Origin of the sequence: Couchioplanes azureus (assembly GCF_014648355.1) — a bacterium.
Lineage (GTDB): Bacteria > Actinomycetota > Actinomycetes > Mycobacteriales > Micromonosporaceae > Actinoplanes > Actinoplanes azureus.
Genome location: NZ_BMQY01000011.1, coordinates 63678 through 82009, shown reverse-complemented (window position 1 = coordinate 82009; position 18332 = coordinate 63678). Strand labels below are relative to the sequence as shown.

Annotated in this window: 14 protein-coding genes; 1 reads left to right on the top strand and 13 read right to left on the bottom strand. The window is 74.0% G+C overall.

Features of this window, described 5'->3' with window-relative positions; translation table 11 throughout:
* Positions 1–13: 13 nt before the first annotated feature.
* The 5 genes from asnB to IEY99_RS29395 all read right to left on the bottom strand — a co-directional run bounded on the left by asnB (position 14) and on the right by IEY99_RS29395 (position 6633).
* Positions 14–1849, bottom strand: coding sequence for an asparagine synthase (glutamine-hydrolyzing) (gene asnB, locus IEY99_RS29415; protein WP_189207349.1), 1836 nt, complete (start codon positions 1847–1849; stop codon positions 14–16).
* Between the two features lie 86 nt (positions 1850–1935).
* Positions 1936–2316, bottom strand: coding sequence for a SchA/CurD-like domain-containing protein (locus tag IEY99_RS29410; RefSeq protein WP_189207348.1), 381 nt, complete (start codon positions 2314–2316; stop codon positions 1936–1938).
* A gap of 37 nt (positions 2317–2353) precedes the next feature.
* Positions 2354–4216, bottom strand: coding sequence for an asparagine synthetase B family protein (locus IEY99_RS29405; RefSeq protein ID WP_229799358.1), 1863 nt, complete (start codon positions 4214–4216; stop codon positions 2354–2356).
* Positions 4216–5118 carry an NAD(P)-dependent oxidoreductase gene (locus IEY99_RS29400; protein ID WP_189207347.1) on the bottom strand — a complete coding sequence of 301 codons (903 nt, stop codon included), beginning with the start codon at positions 5116–5118 and terminating at the stop codon, positions 4216–4218. Before IEY99_RS29400 ends, IEY99_RS29405 begins: the two co-directional genes overlap by 1 nt.
* An 18-nt stretch (positions 5119–5136) precedes the next feature.
* On the bottom strand, positions 5137–6633 hold the full coding sequence (locus IEY99_RS29395; protein WP_189207346.1) for a peptide MFS transporter: 1497 nt from the start codon (positions 6631–6633) through the stop codon (positions 5137–5139).
* Between the two features lie 134 nt (positions 6634–6767).
* Between IEY99_RS29395 and IEY99_RS29390 the strand changes: the two genes are divergently transcribed.
* Positions 6768–8324, top strand: coding sequence for an FAD-dependent oxidoreductase (locus IEY99_RS29390; RefSeq protein WP_189207345.1), 1557 nt, complete (start codon positions 6768–6770; stop codon positions 8322–8324).
* Positions 8325–8386: 62 nt separating this feature from the next.
* Here the strand turns inward: IEY99_RS29390 and accC are convergent, their stop codons facing one another.
* The 8 genes from accC to IEY99_RS29350 all read right to left on the bottom strand — a co-directional run bounded on the left by accC (position 8387) and on the right by IEY99_RS29350 (position 18330).
* Positions 8387–9739: an acetyl-CoA carboxylase biotin carboxylase subunit gene (gene accC / locus IEY99_RS29385; protein WP_189207457.1), complete on the bottom strand. Its 1353-nt coding sequence runs from the start codon at positions 9737–9739 to the stop codon at positions 8387–8389.
* Between the two features lie 5 nt (positions 9740–9744).
* A complete protein-coding gene (accB, locus tag IEY99_RS29380) occupies positions 9745–10314 on the bottom strand; it encodes an acetyl-CoA carboxylase biotin carboxyl carrier protein (RefSeq protein ID WP_189207344.1) in 570 nt (189 codons plus the stop codon).
* On the bottom strand, positions 10311–12020 hold the full coding sequence (accA, locus tag IEY99_RS29375; RefSeq protein ID WP_189207456.1) for an acetyl-CoA carboxylase carboxyl transferase subunit alpha: 1710 nt from the start codon (positions 12018–12020) through the stop codon (positions 10311–10313). Before accA ends, accB begins: the two co-directional genes overlap by 4 nt.
* A gap of 88 nt (positions 12021–12108) precedes the next feature.
* On the bottom strand, positions 12109–12996 hold the full coding sequence (locus IEY99_RS29370) for a methyltransferase domain-containing protein (protein WP_189207343.1): 888 nt from the start codon (positions 12994–12996) through the stop codon (positions 12109–12111).
* Positions 12997–13025: 29 nt separating this feature from the next.
* Complete coding sequence (locus tag IEY99_RS29365; RefSeq protein WP_189207342.1) at positions 13026–13610, bottom strand: NADPH-dependent FMN reductase; 585 nt, start codon at positions 13608–13610, stop codon at positions 13026–13028.
* A gap of 5 nt (positions 13611–13615) precedes the next feature.
* Positions 13616–15352: an AMP-binding protein gene (locus IEY99_RS29360; RefSeq protein ID WP_189207341.1), complete on the bottom strand. Its 1737-nt coding sequence runs from the start codon at positions 15350–15352 to the stop codon at positions 13616–13618.
* Between the two features lie 14 nt (positions 15353–15366).
* Positions 15367–16845: an aminotransferase class III-fold pyridoxal phosphate-dependent enzyme gene (locus tag IEY99_RS29355; RefSeq protein ID WP_189207340.1), complete on the bottom strand. Its 1479-nt coding sequence runs from the start codon at positions 16843–16845 to the stop codon at positions 15367–15369.
* A gap of 24 nt (positions 16846–16869) precedes the next feature.
* Positions 16870–18330 carry an aminotransferase class III-fold pyridoxal phosphate-dependent enzyme gene (locus IEY99_RS29350; RefSeq protein WP_189207339.1) on the bottom strand — a complete coding sequence of 487 codons (1461 nt, stop codon included), beginning with the start codon at positions 18328–18330 and terminating at the stop codon, positions 16870–16872.
* Positions 18331–18332: the final 2 nt, after the last annotated feature.

Genomic DNA, 18332 nt, shown 5'->3' with positions numbered 1-18332 from the left:
GGACGGGCGCACCTCAGAGCGCGAGCCGCACCCGGTAGTGGTCGAGCCAGAGGTTGAGCTGGATGGCGAGCTCGACGTCCGCCCGGGCCATCCGGTCCTTGGCGAGCCGCGGCAGGTCCCCGGCGAGGTCGGCGGCGCGGTCGAGGTCGATGAGCTCGCGGACCGGCGCCTTGGGGTCGGCGACGACGGCCGCGATCTCGCGCTGCAGGCCGGCCGGGTAGTCGGGGTTGTTGCTGACCGGCGAGGCGCTGCGGTGCCGCTGCAGCACCGAGGAGGGCAGCAGGTCGGCGACCGCCTGGCGCAGGACCGCCTTCTCGATGCCGCCGGTGTTGTGCATGGCGTTCGGGATGTTGTACGCGTACTGCACCAGCCGGTGGTAGTTGATCGGCGAGCGCAGCTGCAGCCCGGCGGCGGCGTACGAGCCGGCGTCGATGCTGAACCGCGTGTTCATCAGGTACGCGATGGTCCGCATGCGCCGCTGCCAGTCGTCCTCCTCCGGCAGGAACTCGACCTCGGCGACCGCGGTGGCGTACTCGTCGGCGTAGTAGGTGGGCAGGTCGAGGGCGGCGAGCGTGTCGGCGTTGAGCAGACCGGTGCCGAAACCGTGGTGGGCGCCGTACTTCTGCGCCAGCGCGATCCACGGGAACGTGCCCGACTCGACCAGGTCCCGGTGGGTGTACCAGGTGGCACCCTGGAAGTACTTGTCGCCGCCGTAGCCGGCGAAGACCACCTTGCAGCCCTGCTCGGCGGCGCGGTGCACGGTCAGGTACTGCGCCGTGTCCATGTCGTACTGCCGGGTCGGGAAGTCCTTGGAGCGCAGCATGCCGAGGCGCACGATCGGGTCGAGGATGTCGTTGGTCTCCAGCTCGACCAGGGTGTGCCGGGAGCCGATCCGCTCGGCGACCTGCTGGGCGAAGGGCGTGTCGTTGGTGCTGCGCATGACGTCCGCCTGGAACTCGCTGCGCGCGAAGTCGATGGTGAACGTCTGCAGCGGGCCGGTGCCGCGCCGGCGCAGCTCCTCGGCGGCCAGGGCCGCCACCGACGACGAGTCGATGCCGCCGGAGAGCATGACCAGCTCCCGCGAGGGGTCGTCGCCGAGGTTGCGCCGCACGCTGCCGGCGAGCATGTCGCGCACGGTGGCCACGGTGGTCTCGTAGTCGTCGGTGTGCGGCTCGGTGGTGAACTTCCAGTACCGCTCGCGGCGCCAGCCCGACCGGTCGAAGCGGGCGATCTCGGCGCCGCCCACCCGGCCGAAGCCGCCGAAGATGCCGCCGTGCGGCAGCGCCTGGGAGATGGCCTCGCGCAGGCCCGCGGCGTCCACCCGGGGGTGCACCTCCGGGTGCGCGAGCAGGGCCTTGCGCTCGGAGCCGAACACCAGGCCGGTGGGGGTCTCGACGTGGTAGAGCGGCTGACCGCCGAGGTGGTCGCGGACCAGCACCAGCTCGTCGGTGCGCCCGTCCCAGATCGCGATGGCGAAGGTGCCGGTCAGCTCCGGCACGAAGGTCGTGCCCCAGCGCAGGTACGCCCGGACGAACAGCTCGGCCGTGCCGGCGGTGTCGATGCCGGTGCCCTCCACCGGGCGCAGCTTGGCCCGCAGGGTGTCCAGGCCGGTGGGCCATCCGGAGACCACGCCGGCGACGGCCCGGTCGCCGAGGTTGACGACGAAGGGCTGCGCCTCGGCGGTGTCGTCGACGGCGAGCGTGCGGTAGCCGAGCGCGGCGTGCCGGGACACCCACACCGCCTCGGCGTCCGGGCCGCGCTGCGCGAGCGTGGCGGTCATGGTGATGACCGTCGGCCGCTGCCGCTCCAGATCCCGCGCGAAGTCGATCCAGCCTACGAGTCCTGACATGGGCGTTACCTCTCCTCGAAGGGTTCGAGTGCCACCGTCGCCGGTGGCACTCGAAGCCGGGTACAGGGCGGTTCGAGACCGCCGTTTCAGGCGTTCGCCGGCAGGGTGTCGACCGACAGCTGCGAGATGCAACGCATGGTGGCGTTGCGGAAGTACGCGCCGAAGCCCTCGGCGGTGGCGGTCTCGCGCTGCTCGGCGAGCAGGGGCGCGAGCTTGCCCTCGATCTCGTGCACGCCCTTCTGCGCCGCCATCGTGCGGGCGATGTGCGCGAAGTCGCCCTCGTAGTGGATGACCCGCACCATCACCGTGTCCTTGATGAACACGGCGGTGCCGAGCAGCCTGCCGACCTCGGCGCCGTCCTGGTCGCGGACCGCGGGCGAGCTGACCCGCTGGAAGTTGGCGAAGATCTCGGCGATCTCCTCCTCGTGCCCGGGCTTGACGTTGTAGGTGATCGCGGCGTACGGCATGGTTCCTCCTGTGGTGATGTGACGTGGGACGGGAAAGTCAGAGCGCGACCCGGACGCCGTAGCGGCGCAGCCAGGCGTCGAGGGCGAGCACCATCTCGGCGCTGGCCCGGGCCACCCAGGCGCCCGGCCCCGCGGCGAGCACCCGCTGGTCGGCCTGCAGGGCGCGGATGCCGCCGGCGTCGACGAGCGGCGCGGCGGGTGAGGTGGCGTCGGCGAGCAGCGCGGCGAGCTCGTCGACCAGCCAGCGCCCGTACGCGGGATCCGGGGCGGCCGGGTACGGGCTCGCCGGCCGGTGCCGCACCGAGGGTGGCAGCAGATCCCCGACGGCGGCCCGCAGCAGGCTCTTCTCCTTGCCGTCGAAGTTCTTCAGCGCCCAGGGCACGTTGTAGACGTACTGGACCAGCCGGTGGTCGCCGAACGGCATCCGCGCCTGCACGCCGGCCGCCATGGCCAGCGACTCGCGGTGCAGCAGCCGGGTCTGGTCCCAGCGGGTCAGCCGCAGGTACGCGGTGCGGCGCATCCGGCGGTCCCGCTCGTCCTCGCCGGGCAGGTGCTCGGCGTCGGCGACCGAGCGGGCCCACTCGTCGTGGCAGTAGCCGTTGAGGTCGAGCTTGTCGCGCAGGTCCGGGTCGAGCAGGTCGCCGCCGAAGCCGTACCGGCCGCCGCGCTGCCGGGCGAGCGCGATCCAGGGCAGGGTCTGCCAGTCGGTCGCCGGCGCGTCGCACGCCCCGGCATGACAGCCGAAGATCGCGTCGGCGAGCTCGTCGGAGAGCGCGCCGCGCACGTGCTGGCCGGCCTCGCAGCAGAGCAGGTACGTCGAGGTGCTCGCGCTGCCGAGCGGGTCGGGCACGTCCCGGGCCCGCAGCGCGGCGGCGCGGGCCAGCGGGTCGAGGATGTCCGCGGTGTCGAGCACGACGTCGGTGTGCTCGGCGCCCACCCGGCGCACCACGTCCGCGACGAAGCGGGCGTCCGGGCTCGACCGCACGTCCTCCGGCGGCACGCACTCCGACTCGCGGGCGACGGTGACGGTGAAGGTCCGCAGCCGGCCGCCGGACCCGCGCGCGAGCCCGCGCGCGGCCAGGGCGGTCATCGCCGAGGACTCGAGGGTGCCGTCGAGCAGGATGCCGATGTCGTCGCCGCCGGCGAACTGGCCGGCCACGCTCTCCTCGAGCAGTTCCCGCACGGTGCCGACGGTGGTGGCCAGGTCGTCGGTGTGCGCCTCGGTGGTCAGCTTCCAGTAGCGCCGGCGCGTCAGGCCGGCCCGGCCGTAGCGGACCATCTCCCCGGCGCGGACCTGGTGGACGCCGGCGAAGACGCCGTGCCCGGCCGTGCCCGCGCAGGTGAACAGCTCCCGCAGGCCGGTCAGGTCGATCTGCGCCTCGACCGCCGGGTGCGCCAGCAGGCCCTTGCGCTCGGTGGCGAAGACGATCCCGCTGTCGGTCAGGTGGTAGTAGATCGGCTGGGTGCCGAGCCGGTCGCGGACCAGCAGCAGCTCCTCGGCGCGCCCGTCCCAGACCGCCACGGCGAACCCCCCGGTCAGCCGGGTCACCCCGGCCGCGCCCTCGGCCAGGTACGCGTGCGCGACCAGGCCCGCGACGCCGGTCTCGGGCTCGGGCGCCACCCTGCGCCCGGCGAGCCGGCCCCGCAGCTCGGCCAGGCCGGTCGGCGCGCCGGTCACGCAGACCGTGACGGGCCCGTCGGCGGTGCGCGCCGTGTACGGCTGAGGCGAGAACTTCCCGTGGACCGCGAGGTACCGGAAGCCGAGCCCGGCGCACGGGGCGACCCACAGCGCCTCGTCGTCCGGGCCCCGGGCGGCGAGGGCACCCGCCATCGCCCGCAGCACCGGCCGTTCCCGACGCTGGTCGCGGGCGTAGTCCACCCAGCCGACCAGAGCTGACATCAGGCCGTCTCGTTCCGGACGCCGCCATCGGCGAGCTGCTGGAGCAGGATGGCCGCCGCGTCCAGCCCGCCGCGCCCGGAGGCGACGAGATCCCGGAAGCGCTCGTCGGCGGCAACGATCACCGGCAGCGTCACACCGTGCTCGGCCGCGTCGCCGATCGCGAACCGCAGGTCCTTCTCCATCAGCTCGGCGCGGAACGTCGGCCGGTCGTAGCGCTCCTCGCGCATCACGGCGCACCGGTACGACATGACCGGCGAGCTGAACGCGCTGTCGGCGATGGTCCGCAGCAGCAGGTCCCGGTCGAGCCCGGCCCGCTCGCCGTAGCCGACCGCCTCGGCCAGGGACACGAGCTGGGCGCCGAGCAGCGAGTTGAGGACGAGCTTCATCGTGCTCGCGTTCCCGGTGGCGCCGAGCTCGACGAGCTGCCGGCCCAGCGCCACCAGGATGTCGCGGACCTGGCCGACGGTCTGCGGCTCGCCGGCCGCGAACACCCGGGCGTCGCCCTGGCGCGCCTGCGCCGGGTTGCCGATCAGGGTGGCCTCGACCCGGCCGATCCCGGTCTCGGCGAGCCGGCGGGTCACCTCGCGGGAGAACGCCGGCGTCACCGTCGACGCGTCGATCACCACCGCACCCGGCTTGAGCGCCCCGGCCAGTCCGTCCGGGCCGAAGAGCACCGCCTCGACGGCGGTCTCGTCGGCGAGGCTGAGCAGGGCCACGTCCGTGCCGTCGGCCGCGTCGGCCGGGGTGGCGGCGATCCGCGCCGCCACGCCCGCGAAGCCGGCGGCCCGCTCGGCCGAGCGGTTCCACACCACGGGCGCCCAGCCCAGGCCGGCGAGCCGGTGGGCGAGACCGCCGCCCATGCCGCCCAGGCCGAGCACCGCTACGGTCATCTTCTTTGACATGGCTGACAACTCCTTAGGTCAGACGGTGGTGGCCGCGGGTGCGTCCCCGACGTGGCCGCGCAGCCACCGCACGGCACCGGCCAGGACGACGCCCACGACGGTGGCGAGCGCGCCGAAGAGCAGGAAGTAGGCGGGCAGGGAGAGGACCTCGGCGAGCCGGGCGAGCTGGCCGCCCAGCCCGGCGCCCACGGCCGCGAAGAGCCAGAAGAGGCCCAGGTACTGGTTGGTGTAGCCGGCGGGCGCGACCTTGACGGCCAGGCTCAGCCCCACCGGTGCCAGCGCCAGCTCGCCGCAGACCTGCAGCAGGAAGGCGCTCAGCAGCCAGAGGGGCGACACCGGGTCTCCCCCGGCGGCGAGGCGGGCCGCGACCGCCAGCAGCAGCCAGCTCACGCCGGCGCACACCAGCGCGGCGGCGAACTTGACGGGTACGTCGACCCGGCGGCCGAGCCGCAGCCAGAGCGCGGCGAAGACCGGCGCGAGCACCAGGATGAAGAACGGGTGGGCCGACTGGAACCAGCTCACCGGCACCGTCCAGCCGGCGACGTCGCGGTCGGTGTGGCGCTGGGCGAACATCGCGAGCACCGAACCGCCCTGGGCGTAGAGCAACCAGAAGACCGACGATCCCGCGAGCAGCACCACGTACGCGCCGAGGCGGCCGCGGTCCGCGCCGGTCAGCGCCGGGATGCGGCGCAGCGCCAGGACGTAGCCGGCCGGCAGGGCGAGCAGCAGCAGTCCGGAGGCCATCAGCACGTGTTCGATGTGGACGACGCCGGTGGACGTACCCACGAGAAGGGCGAGGGCCAGCGCGCCCAGCGCGGTGCCGGCACGGCGGCCCAGCACGCGGCGGCGGTCCGGCGGCAGCGGTGCCGCCGGGCGCAGGCCGAGGTCGCCGAAGCGGCGCGCCCCCGCCGCGTACACGATCAGGCCGGCCGTCATGCCGATCGCCGCCGCGCCGAAACCGAGGTGCCAGGCCACCTTCTCGGCGAGCAGGCCGACCACGACCGGGGCCAGCAGCGCGCTGAGCTGGATGCTCATGTAGAAGATCGACATGGCGGCCTCGCGGCGCCGGTCGTCGCGGTGCGGGCTGCTCACGAGCGCGGCCATGGCGGGCTTGAGCAGCCCGGTGCCGGCGATCACGAACAGCAGCCCCAGGTAGAGCGACCAGCGCACGGGCAGGCTGAGCACCGCGTGGCCGGCGGCGATGCCGGCGCCACCGAGGACGACCGCGCGCCGGGTGCCGAGTACCCGGTCGGCCAGCCAGCCGCCGGGCAGCGCGGCCAGGAAGACCAGGGACATGTACGTGCCGAACAGGGCCGCGGCGCTGGCCGCCGGCAGCCCGAAGCCGCCGTCGGACACGGGCGCGCTGGCGTACAGGTAGAGGATCGCGGTCATGCCGTAGAAGCTGAAGCGCTCCCACATGTCCATCCAGAACAGCGTGCCGAACCAGGCCGGCTGGCCCTGGAAGAGCCGTCCGGCGACGCCCGGGCGCACCGGGCGGTCGAGTATCGACGCCATGCCGCACTCCCTGTCGAGGTGATGTCGGCGAAAGTCTCGGCGCGGCCGGTACAGCGCCACTCGAGGGGCGGTCGACGGTCCCAATCGAGGAAGGCTTGAGCAGCCCTCCACCCCGGCCCGGCACCGTCACCGGCATGAGCGACACATCGAGCAGCACGCCGACCGCTTCGGTGCTGGTGGTGGGTGGTGGGGTCGTGGGACTCTCCGCCGCTCTCTTCCTGGCCCGCCGCGGGATTCCGACGGTCCTCGTCGAGCGGCACCCCGGCACCTCCATCCATCCACGGGCGTGGGGCTGGTATCCCCGCACCCTCGAACTGTTCCGCTCCGCCGGACTCGAAGAGGAGGTCCTGCGCGCGGCCGCCGGCTTCGCCGACCACCGCCTGAACGCCAAGGTCGAGTCGCTGACCGGACGCGAGCTGCGCAGCACCGTCCTGCCGGCCGCCGAGGACCTGGGCGACCTGACGCCGAGCCGGCAGATCTCGCTGGGCCAGGACCGGCTGGAACCCCTCGTCCGGGCCGCGGCCGAGCGCAGCGGCGCCCGGCTGCTGTTCCACACCGAGGCGCTGGACCTGGTCCAGGACGACGACGGCGTCACCGTCACCGTGCGCGACCGCGACACCGACGAGCGCCGCACCATCCGCGCCCGGTACGTCGTCGCCGCCGACGGCGCCCGCAGCCCGCTGCGCGAGCGGCTCGGGGTGGGCGCGCACGGTCGCGGCGTCTTCCGGCACCAGGTCAGCATCCTGTTCCGGGCGCCGCTGTCCGAGGCGCTGGCCGGCCGCCGGTTCTCCATCTGCCAGATCGAGAACCCGCAGGTCAGCGCGATCCTCGGCCACGACGACTCGCTGACCGAGGGCACCCTGATCGTCACCTACCAGCCCGAGGCGGGCGAGGCGGCGAGCGACTTCACCGCCGAGCGGTGCGTGCAGCTCGTCCGGGCCGCGGTCGGCACGCCGGAGCTGCCGGTGCACATCCGCGACGTCCTGCCGTGGGACATGGCGGCCCTGGTCGCCGAGCGCTACCGGGCCGGCCGGGTGTTCTTCGCCGGCGACTCGGCCCACGTGGTCCCGCCGATCGGCGGCTACGGCGCCAACACCGGCGTCCAGGACGCGCACAACCTGGCGTGGAAGCTGGCCGCGGTGCTCGACGGGCACGCCGGCCCGGCCCTGCTGGACAGCTACGAGCGGGAGCGGCTGCCGATCGCCCGCGGCACGGTGGAGCAGGCTCAGCTGCGCCTGGCGACGCGGGCCGGCTTCGCTACTCCGGAGCAGCGCGCACAGACCCTCGACACACTGCACGTGAGCCTCGGCTACCGGTACCCCGGCGAGGACGGGCCGTTGTTCGCCGACCCCGCCTCGCGGACCGCCCAGGTGGGCACCCGGGCCCCGCACGTGTGGCTCGACGAGGCGGGCACCCGGTCCACCCTGGACCTGTTCGGCCCGGGCTGGACCGTGCTGGCGGGTCCCGCGGGCGGCGGCTGGACCGATGCGGCGCAGGCGGCCGCCGCGGAGCTGGCGGTGCCGGTCTCCGCCCACCTGCTGCCCGGCGAGCCGTGGGAGCGGCGGTACGGCGCCACCGCCCGGGGGGCGGTGCTGGTGCGTCCGGACGGCTTCGTCGCATACCGGTGGGACGACGTCGCGGAGCCCGCGAAGGAACTCACCGCGGCGCTGCGCACGGCGCTGCACCGCTGATCCTTCCGGACAGACGAAGGTGCCGCTGCCCGGCCGGGCAGCGGCACCTTTCGCGTGCGGGCTCAGGCCACCGGCGTCAGCCACTGCTCGAGGAACCCGGTGGTGTGCTCGGCGGCCCGGAAGCCGGGCGCGTCGATCACCCGGGCGAGCAGCTCCGAGGTGGTCCGCACGCCACCGCCGGCGATCTCGAACTCGGCGAGGGCCCGCCGCATCCGGTCCAGCGCCTGTTCCCGGTCCGGCCCCCACACCACGAGCTTGGCCAGCAGCGAGTCGTAGTACGGCGTGATCCGGTATCCGGGCGCCGCGTGCGTGTCGACCCGCACGAACGGGCCGGCCGGCGGCGCGAACCGGGTCAGCAGGCCCGGCGTCGGCGCGAAGTCGCGCTCCGGGTCCTCGGCGTTGATCCGGCACTCCACCGAGACGCCGCGCGGCTCGACGTCGGCCTGGCGCACCGACAGCGGCCGGCCGGCGGCGACCAGCAGCTGCTCGCGGACGATGTCGACGCCGGTCACCATCTCCGTCACCGGGTGCTCGACCTGGATCCGGCAGTTGATCTCCATGAAGTAGAAGCCCTGGTCGTCGACGAGGAACTCGAAGGTGCCCGCGCCGACGTAGCCGATCGCCCGGGCACCGCGCACGGCGGCGTCGGCGACGTCCGCCATCATCGCCCGGGACAGCCCGGGCGCCGGGGTCTCCTCGATGAGCTTCTGGTGGCGGCGCTGCACCGAGCAGTCCCGCTCGCCGAGGTGCACGACGTTGCCGTACGTGTCGGCGAGGATCTGCACCTCGACGTGGCGGGCCCGGTCGCAGTAGCGCTCGACGTAGACCCGGCTGTCGCCGAACACGGCCTGGGCGGTGGCGCGCGTGCGCTGGTACGCCGGCAGCAGGTCGGCGCGCTCGCGGACCACCGCCATGCCGCGCCCGCCGCCGCCCGCGGCCGCCTTGATGATGACCGGGAAGCCGAGCCGGTCGGCCAGCTCCAGCGCCTCGTTGGCGCTGTCGATGGTGCGGGTGCTGCCGGGCAGCAGCGGCAGTCCCGCCGCCGTCATCAGCTCCCGGGCCACCGCCTTGTCACCGAGCTTCGCGATGACGTCCGGCGGCGGCCCGATGAAGACGATGCCGTTGGCGGCGCAGATCTCGGCGAAGTCGGGATCCTCGGACAGGAAGCCGTAGCCGGGGTGGACGGCCTGCGCGCCGGTCATGGTGGCCGCCTCGACGATGGCCGCCGCCGACAGATAGCTCTGCCGCGGGGCCGGCGGCCCGATCTGGACCGCCTCGTCGGCCAGCCGCACCACCGCCGAGTCGCGGTCCGCGGTCGAGTGGACGGCCACCGTGCGGATGCCCATCTCCTGGCACGTGCGCACCACGCGCAGGGCGATCTCGCCCCGGTTGGCGATGAGGACCTTGTCGAACATGGCGCTCATTCCTCGTCCGTGGCGGCGACGACGATCAGACCCTGCTCGTACTCGACCGCGTCGCCGGAGCCGGCGAGCAGCCGCAGCACCGTGCCGGAGCGGTCGGCCTCCACCGGGTTCATCAGCTTCATCGCCTCGACGATGCCGATCTGCTGGCCGGCGACGACCGTGTCGCCGACCTTCACAAAGGGTGCGGCGCCCGGCTCGGGTGTGGTGTAGAAGGTGCCGACCAGCGGGCTGGTGATCACGTGCTCGCCCGGGGCCGCGCCGGGCTCGGGTGCCGCGGCGGGCACCGCGACGGCCGGTGCCGGGACGGCGGGCGCGGCGGCGGGCGTGGCGGCGACGGCCGCCGGCGCGGTCAGGACGGGCAGGTGCACCGGTTCCACCGGCGTGCGGCTCTCCCACTCCACCTCCACCGTCGCCGCGCCCAGGCTGAGCCGGACCCGCCGCAGCGGCGTCGTGGCGTCGCCCGCCATCGCGGCCACGCTGCGCCGCATCTGCTCCAGCAGCAGCGCGTGGTACCCGCCGTCGTCGCCGGCCGCTATCTCGAGTTGCGGATCGTCCATGATGGTCATGCCGAGGTCTCCGTTCCTTGCGTGGGGGACACACCGAACTGCCGGAACCGCTCGAACCGGTGCCGCAGCAACTCTTCCGGCTTGCGGTCGGCCAGCTCCGCCACGGCGGCGGCGACCGCGCGGTGCACCAGCTCCGCGGCCGCGGCGGGGTCGGTGTGCGCCCCGCCCGGCGGTTCCGGGACGACACCGTCGACCACCCCGAGCCGCAGCAGGTCCGTGGCCGTGATGCGCAGGGCCCGGGCGGCGTCGGCGGCGGCGTCGGGCCGCTTCCACAGAATGGCGGCGCAGCCCTCCGGGCTGATCACCGAGTAGATCGAGTTCGCACACATCAGCACCCGGTCGGCGACCCCGAGAGCGAGAGCGCCCCCGCTGCCGCCCTCGCCCGTCACGACCGCGACCACCGGGACGCCCAGGCGGCCCATCAACCGCAGCGACTCCGCCACCGCGATCGCCTGCCCCTGCTCCTCGGCCTGCAGACCGGGGTCCGCGCCGGGGGTGTCGATCAGGGTGACCACGGGCAGCCCGAGCTTGGCGGCGAGGCGGAAGAGCCGGCCCGCCTTGCGGAAACCGGCCGGCGAGGGCATGCCGAACTTGCGGCGGACCAGCTCCGCGGTGGTGTGCCCCTTCTGGTGGCCGACCAGCACGACCGGGCGTCCGGCCAGCCAGCCGAGGCCGCCCACGACGGCCGGGCAGTCCGCCCCGGCGCGGTCGCCGTGCAGCTCGATGAAGCCGTCCAGCCAGTGCGCGGCGTGGTCGAGCGCGGTCGGGCGCTGCGGCATCCGGGCCAGGGCGACGACCTCGCGCGGCTCGCGCCCGGCGATCTCGGCGGGCAGCGAGTCCGGGTCGGTCCAGACCTCGCCCCGCGGCGCCTGCGCCGCCGGGGCGCCGTCGTCGACGCGGCTCATCGCCACCAGCCGGCCCAGCGTCTGGCGCAGCTCGCTACGGCGCACGACCCGGTCGACGAGACCGTGGGCGAGCAGGAACTCCGCGGTCTGGAAGCCCTCGGGCAGCTCCTGGCGGATGGTCTGGCGGATGACCCGCGGGCCGGCGAAGCCCATCCGCGCCCCGGGCTCGGCGATGACCACGTCGGACAGGGTGGCGAAGGATGCCGCCACCCCGCCGTAGGTCGGGTCCGTCACCACCGTGACGGTGAGCAGGCCCGCCTCGTCGAGCGCCGCGAACGCGTTGCTGGTCTTGGCCATCTGCATCAGCGACAGGGCGCCCTCCTGCATGCGGGCGCCGCCGGACGCGGCGACCACGATCAGCGGTGCGCGCTCCGCCAGCGCCGCCTCGGCGGCCGCGGTGACGGCCTCGCCCTCGGCGGTGCCCAGACTGCCGCCGAGGAAGGCGAAGTCCATGACGGCCAGCACCACCGGGTGGCCGTCGATGCGGCCGCGGACGGCGAGCACCCCGGTGCCGCGGCCGCTGCGCTCCACCGCCTCGGCGTGGCGGTCCGGGTAGGCCCGCAGATCCGCGAAGCCCAGCGGGTCGGCGACGGTCGAGGCGACCTCCACCTCGCTCGCCGAACCGGGGTCCAGCAGCTGCCGGGCCCGCAGCTCGGGACCGACCCGGCCGTGGTGGCCGCAGGACGGGCACACCCGCAGCTCCCGCTCGTAACGCTTGCCGTACGTCAGGGCGCGGCACGGACCGCAGCGGATCCATTCGGGCTCGGTCTGCCCGGACCCGGGTCTCGCCTGATCTGTCATGTCGATCAACGCGGCTCTCCTTCAGATGCGTGGCGTGTCACCGGTCTCAAGCGTCGGGAACCGCGCTGGAAGACGAATCGAGGCGCGGTCAGCCCGGCTTGACCGCGGTGAAGACGCCGTAGCGCATGACGTCGCGGTCGTAGGCCTGCTTCATCAGCGGCACGGAGTTGAGGAAGCGGAAGATGTCGGCACCCTTGGCGCGGACGAGCTTCCAGACGTACGAGGGGTCGCGCATGAGCGGCTTGACGATGTCGGCCGACAGGGCCCAGGTGCCTCGCACGTGGTCGGTCCAGTCGGCGGTGGTGACGCCGGTGTAGCCCAGCTCGGTGCAGTGCCGCGCGTAGTGGTCCAGCGGCAGCACGTGCGACACCGCGAAGTCGCGGTAGAGCCGGCGCAGGAGCTTGACCTCCGACGGGTCGAGCCGGTCGTCGCGGCTGACCCAGGTGGCCACGACGAGCCGGCCGCCGGGCTTGAGGATGCGCAGGTTCTCCTCGAGGTACGCCCGCTTGTCGGGCATGAGCTCGCAGCTCTCCAGCGACCACACCACGTCGAAGGTGTCGTCCGGGTAGTCGGTGTGCACGGCGTCCATGACCCGGAACGACGTGCGGTTGCGGACACCGGCCTCGGTGGCCTTCTCGGTGGCCCGCCGGACCTGCTCGTGGCTGAGCGTGATGCCCTCCACGGTGCAGCCCGACTCGACGGCCAGCATGACGGCCGACGCGCCGATGCCGCAGCCGCTGTCCAGCACCCGCGCGCCCCGCGGCACCGCGCCGAAGGCGGCGAGCTCGCGGGTCGTGCGCTGCTGGGCGGCGTGCCGTGGCGTCTGCGGGGCGTCGAGGTCCCAGTAGCCGTGGTGGATGTGCTCGCCCCACAAATCCTCGTAGAGGTCGACGAGCTTGTCGTAGTGGTCGCGCACGGCCCGGTGCAGGTCCTCGATCGAACCTTCCTGGGTCATGCCGGTGTCGGTGACGGTCATGGTCTCTCCTCGCAGATGGTCGGTGCGGGTCAGGCGGCGAGGCGGGCGCGGGCGTACCGGTCGGCGAAGTCCGTGACCTGGCCGAGCAGGATGTCCAGGCGTCGCATCAGGCGGGCGTCGCCGCGCAGGGCGGCCCGGGCGCAGGGGCCGTCGAGGGCGGTGAGGCCGGTGGCGTCGAAGGTGACGGCCATCGGCGCCACCCAGCCGCGCAGCGACTGCACGGTGGTGCGCAGCGACTGCACGGCGGTGGCCGCGCCGTGCTCGCTCCAGCCGACCGCCGCCACGCCCACGACCTTTCCGTCGAGGTACGCGGGACGGTCGTGCACGAGCTCCTCGGCGTGGTCCAGGGCGTTCTTGACCAGGCCCGACATGCCGCCGTGGTAGGTCGGCGTGACGATGACCAGGCCGTCGGCGCGGCGCAGCGTCTCGACCAGCCGCCGGGCGAGCGCCGCGCGGTGCGCCGCGCCGGGCCGGTAGAGCGGCAGGTCGAGGGTGTCCGCGGTGCAGACGGTGGGCCGGGCGCCGTACCCGGCGGCGAGGCCGGCGCAGAGATGCAGCACCGCCTCGCTCACCGAGCCCGGGCGCAGCGACCCGCCCAGCAGTGCCAGCTCCATGTCCGTCAGCCGATCGTGCCGGCGGCCACCTGCGCCGCGACGCGGGGACGCTGGAGCTTGCCACTCGACGTCTTCGGCAGGGTGCGCGGCGGCACCACCACCACCCGGGCCGGCCGGACGCCGGTGCGGCGGGCCACCACGGCGCCGACCTCGTCGGCGGTCGCGGCGGACAGTCCCGCGTCGCGCTGGTGGACGCTCTCGACGACCAGCACGAGCCGTTCCGTGCCGCTCGCCGGGTCCGGCACGCCGACCGCGGCGACACCGCCGGCCCGCACGCCGGCGACCTTCTCGGCGGCCAGCTCGAAGGACTGCGGTTGGTAGTTGCGTCCGGCCAGGATCACCAGGTCCTTGTGCCGGCCGGTGACGAAGAGCTCGCCGCCCAGCTGGAAGCCGAGGTCGCCGGTGTCCAGCCAGCCGTCGCGCAGGTCGAGCACCGGGTCGGCGCCCGGGCTCTCGACGTACCCGGTCATCATCGACTCGGCCGCGACCAGGATCCGGCCGACCCGGCCGTCGCCGACGTCCAGCCCGCTGTCGTCGACCACCCGGATCTTGATGCCGGGCACGGGCACGCCGCAGGAGACGTACGGGTGGGCGTCCTCGTCCGACTCCGGCGGCTCGGCGCGTCCCTCGCTGATCGCGGAGCGGGACAGCAGCTCCACCCGGGGCGCGGTGCCGGCCGGCGAGAACGTGGCGGCCAGCCCCACCTCGGCCATCCCGTAGCAGGGACGCAGGTGCTCCGGCCGGAAGCCGTAGCGGGCGGTGAGGTCGACGAAGTCGTGCAGCGTCGCCGCGTCGACGACCTCGGCGCCGTTGAACGCCGTCCGCCAGCAGCTCAGGTCGAGCCCGCTCAGGTCGGTGCGCCGGGCGACCGCGGTGACCAGCCGGTACGCGAAGTTCGGCGCCGGCGACAGCGTGCCGCGGTACTCGTGGACGAGCCGCAGCCAGCGGTCCGGCCTGCTGCCGAAGGCCATCGGCCGGATGAGCACCGACGGCAGCGACAGCAGGAACGGCGTCAGGGTCCCGCCGATCATGCCCATGTCGTGGTGCAGCGGCAACCAGCTGACCATGACGTCGTCGGCCAGGAACGGCCCGCCCGCGCCGATCGCGGCCGCGGCGGCGAACACCGCCCGGTGACTGAGCACGATGCCCTTCGCGGCACCGGTCGTGCCCGAGGTGAACTGCATGAACGCGGATTCGTCCGGCGGCGCGGAGAGGACCGGCGCCGCCACGGTTCCCGGGGCGAACGGCGGGCTGACCACCGTGACGTCGGTGCCGTCGAGCGCCGCCTCGACGTCGCCGCGCAGCGGCTCGTCGCAGACCAGCACGGCGGGCCGCGCGACGGCGACGATGTGCCGGACGCGCTCCAGCCAGAGCGCGCGGCGGCCGGCGGTCAGCGGGGGTTCGAGCACGGACGGCACGGCACCGGCGAGCGCCGCGCCGAAGAGCCCCGCCAGCAGCGGCGCGGAGGTGTCCAGGCACAGGCAGACCCGGGCGAGCGGGGTCACGCCGGCGGCCACCAGCGCGGCACCCGCGGCGTGGGCGCGCGCGAGCAGGTCCGCCACGGTGATGCGCCGGTCCGGCTCGGGCTCGTCCGGCAGGTAGTAGGCCACGGCGGCGGGTTCACGGCGGGCGCGCTCCACGAGCGCCTCCGCCACCGTGCCGGCGTCGAGGAGCAGGGCGAGGTCCGACGTGGCGCCGGGGCGGTACCCGCGCCGATCGGGATGGACGTCGGGAATCGACATGGTGACTCCAAGGGTCAGCGGAGCACGAACGGGAAGCCGTGGCGGCCCATCTCCCGCGCCGCGTCGGTGACGGCGTCGCAGACGACGTCGATGTCGGCCTCGGTGTGGGCGTCGCCGGTGTAGAACATCGGCATGCTGAGCGTGTAGACGCCGCGGCGGCGCAGCATCAGGGTGAGCATCGCGGGACCGATCGGGTTGACCGCGGCGCCGAACTCGCGGTAGGTGTCGTACGTCTCCTCGGCGACGAAGCCGAAGGTGCCGGCGAACGCCCCGAAGCCCAGCAGGCGCAGGGGGATGCCGGTCTCGGCGCGGAACGCGGCCAGCCGGTCCCGTACCCGGTCCACCTTGGCCTCCGTACGCCGGTAGAAGTCCGGCCCCGCCTCGCGGAGCAGGTTCAGCGAGGCGTAGGAGGCGGCGAGCGACAGGTGGTTGCCGGAGTGCGTGTTGACCACGAAGGTACGGGTGCCGATGTCGGTCAGCGGCGTGCCGGAGGTGTGGATCACCTCCAGCATGTCGGCGCGCCCGCCGACCGCGGCCAGCGGCAGCCCCAGCCCGGAGACCACCTTGCCGTAGCAGTACAGGTCGGCGGGGATCCCGTAGTGGCCGGCGGCGCCCGCGGTGCCGAACCGGAAGCCGGTCAGCACCTCGTCCAGGACGAACGGCACGCCCAGCGCGCGGCACCGGTGCGCCACCTCGGTGACCTCGGGGATCGTCCGCTCGACGAACGGCCACGACTGGCAGGCGGGGTCGGCGATGACGCAGGCCAGCTCGTCGCGGTACCGCTCGATGAGCGCGCCGGCCGCCGCCGCGTCGTGCGGCAGGATCAGCAGGTCCGGCCGGGTCACGCCGGCGAAGGCGCTCAGCGGCGCGATGCCGTCCGGGCCCTGCTCGGGGAACGGGGTGATCCGGGGGTGGCCGTGCGCGAAGAACGACGTGTTGTGCGCCGCCACGTCGTGGGTGCCGTGCCAGCACCCCTCGAACTTGGCGACCATGCGGCGCCCGGTGAAGGCCCGGGCCACCCGGATCGCCACGTTGGTGGCGTCGGTGCCGGAGTTCAGCAGGGCGAACCGCTCGACGTGCGGGACCAGCTCGTGCAGCAGCTCCCCGAGCTGGAGCTCGATGGGATTGAGGTACCCGTTGCCGGTGTTGCGCCCGGCGTGCTCGCGGACGAAGTCGACGACCGCCGGCGGGTTGTGGCCCCACAGCGACTGCCCGCCGAAGCCGAGGTGCGCGTCGACGTACGTGTTGCCGTCGAGGTCGGTGAGCCGGCCCCGCTGCGCGTCGGCGACCGCGAGCGGGAACATCGGGGCGTGGAAGGGCAGGAAGACGTGGTTGGTGACGGTGTGTTCGCGCACCTGCTCGGCGAGCTCCAGGGACGTCTTCTGCCGCTCCTCCAGCTCGGTGAAGAGGTCGACGACCCAGGGCCGGCCGAGCAGCTCGGCGACGATCTCGTCGGTGCTGCGGGTGTCACGGTCCGGTGCGGTGATGGTCATGGCGGTTCTCCTCCGCGGGGGCCTTCAGGACGGCAGCACGAACGGGAAGCCGTGCTTGTCGAGCTCGCGCGAGGCGTCGAGGACGGCGTCGAGCACCTCGTCCACGTCCGCGTCGCTGTGCGCGTCGCCGGTGAAGAACATCGGCAGGCTGAGCGTGTAGACGCCGCGGCGGCGCAGCATCAGCGTGAGCAGGAACAGGCCGAGCGGGTTCACCGCGGCGGCGAACTCGCGGTAGTCGGCGTACGACTCCTGCGCCACGTAACCGAAGGAGCCGATGAAGTCGCCGAAGCCGAGCAGCCGCAGCGGGATCCCGGTCTCGCTGCGGAAGGAAGCGAGCCGGTCCTGCACCCGGGACACCTTCGCGCGGGTCCGCTGGTAGTAGGCGTCGCCCGCGTCGTGCAGCAGGGTCAGCGAGGCGTACGAGGCGGCCAGCGACAGGTGGTTGCCGGCGTGCGTGGTCTGCACGCAGGTCTTGCTGCCGAGGTCGGTCAGCGACAACCCGGAGGTCTGCGCGTTCTCGATGATGTCGGCGCGGCCGGCCACGATGGACAGCGGCAGGCCCAGGCCGGTCACCACCTTGCCGTAGCAGTACAGGTCGGCGGGGATGTCGAAGTGCGCGCCGGCGCCGGAGGGCCCGTAGCGGAAGCCGGTCAGCACCTCGTCGAGGACGAACGGCACCCGCAGCTCCCGGCAGCGCTGCGCCACGGCGCGGATCATCGGGACGGTGTGCTCGGCGTACGGGAAGGACGACGACACCGCCTCACCCAGCACGCACGCGAGCTCGTGCCGGTGCGCCTCGATGAGCGCCAGCGCGGCGTCCGTGTCGTTGGGCAGGATGAGCAGCTCGGTCGCCGGGGCGGGAGCGACGCCGGTGAGCGCCGGCAGCGGCGCGATGCCGCCCGGGCCGGACTCGGGGAACGGCGCGGCCGGGTGGCCGTGGTACCAGAAGGCGGTGTTGTGCGCGGCGATGTCGTGCACGCCGTGCAGCGCGCCCTCGAACTTCGCGACGAGCCGCCGCCCGGTGTGCGCCCGGGCGAGCCGGATCGCCGCGGCGGTCGCGTCGGTGCCGGAGTTGAGGAAGGCGAACTTCTGGCAGTGCGGCAGGAACTGCTCGAGCAGATCGACCAGCTGCAGCTCGGTGAGGTTGAGGTAGCCGTTGCCGGTGGAACGGCCCAGCAGCTCGCGCACGTGCTCGGTGACCGCCGGCGGGTTGTGCCCGAACAGCGCCTGGGCGCCGAAGCCCAGGTGCGTGTCCAGGTAGGAGTTGCCGTCGATGTCGGTGATCCGGCTGCCGGCGGCGTCGGCGACGACGAGCGGGAACTGCGGCGCGTGGAACGGCCAGAAGACGTGGTTGGTGGCGGCGCGCTCGCGTACCTGGGCGGCCACCTCCGTGGACTGGCGCTGCCGGTCGCCGAGCTCGGTGAACAGGTCGATCACCCACCGCTGGGCGAGCAGGTCGGCGACCAGGGTCTCGATCGTGGTCATGG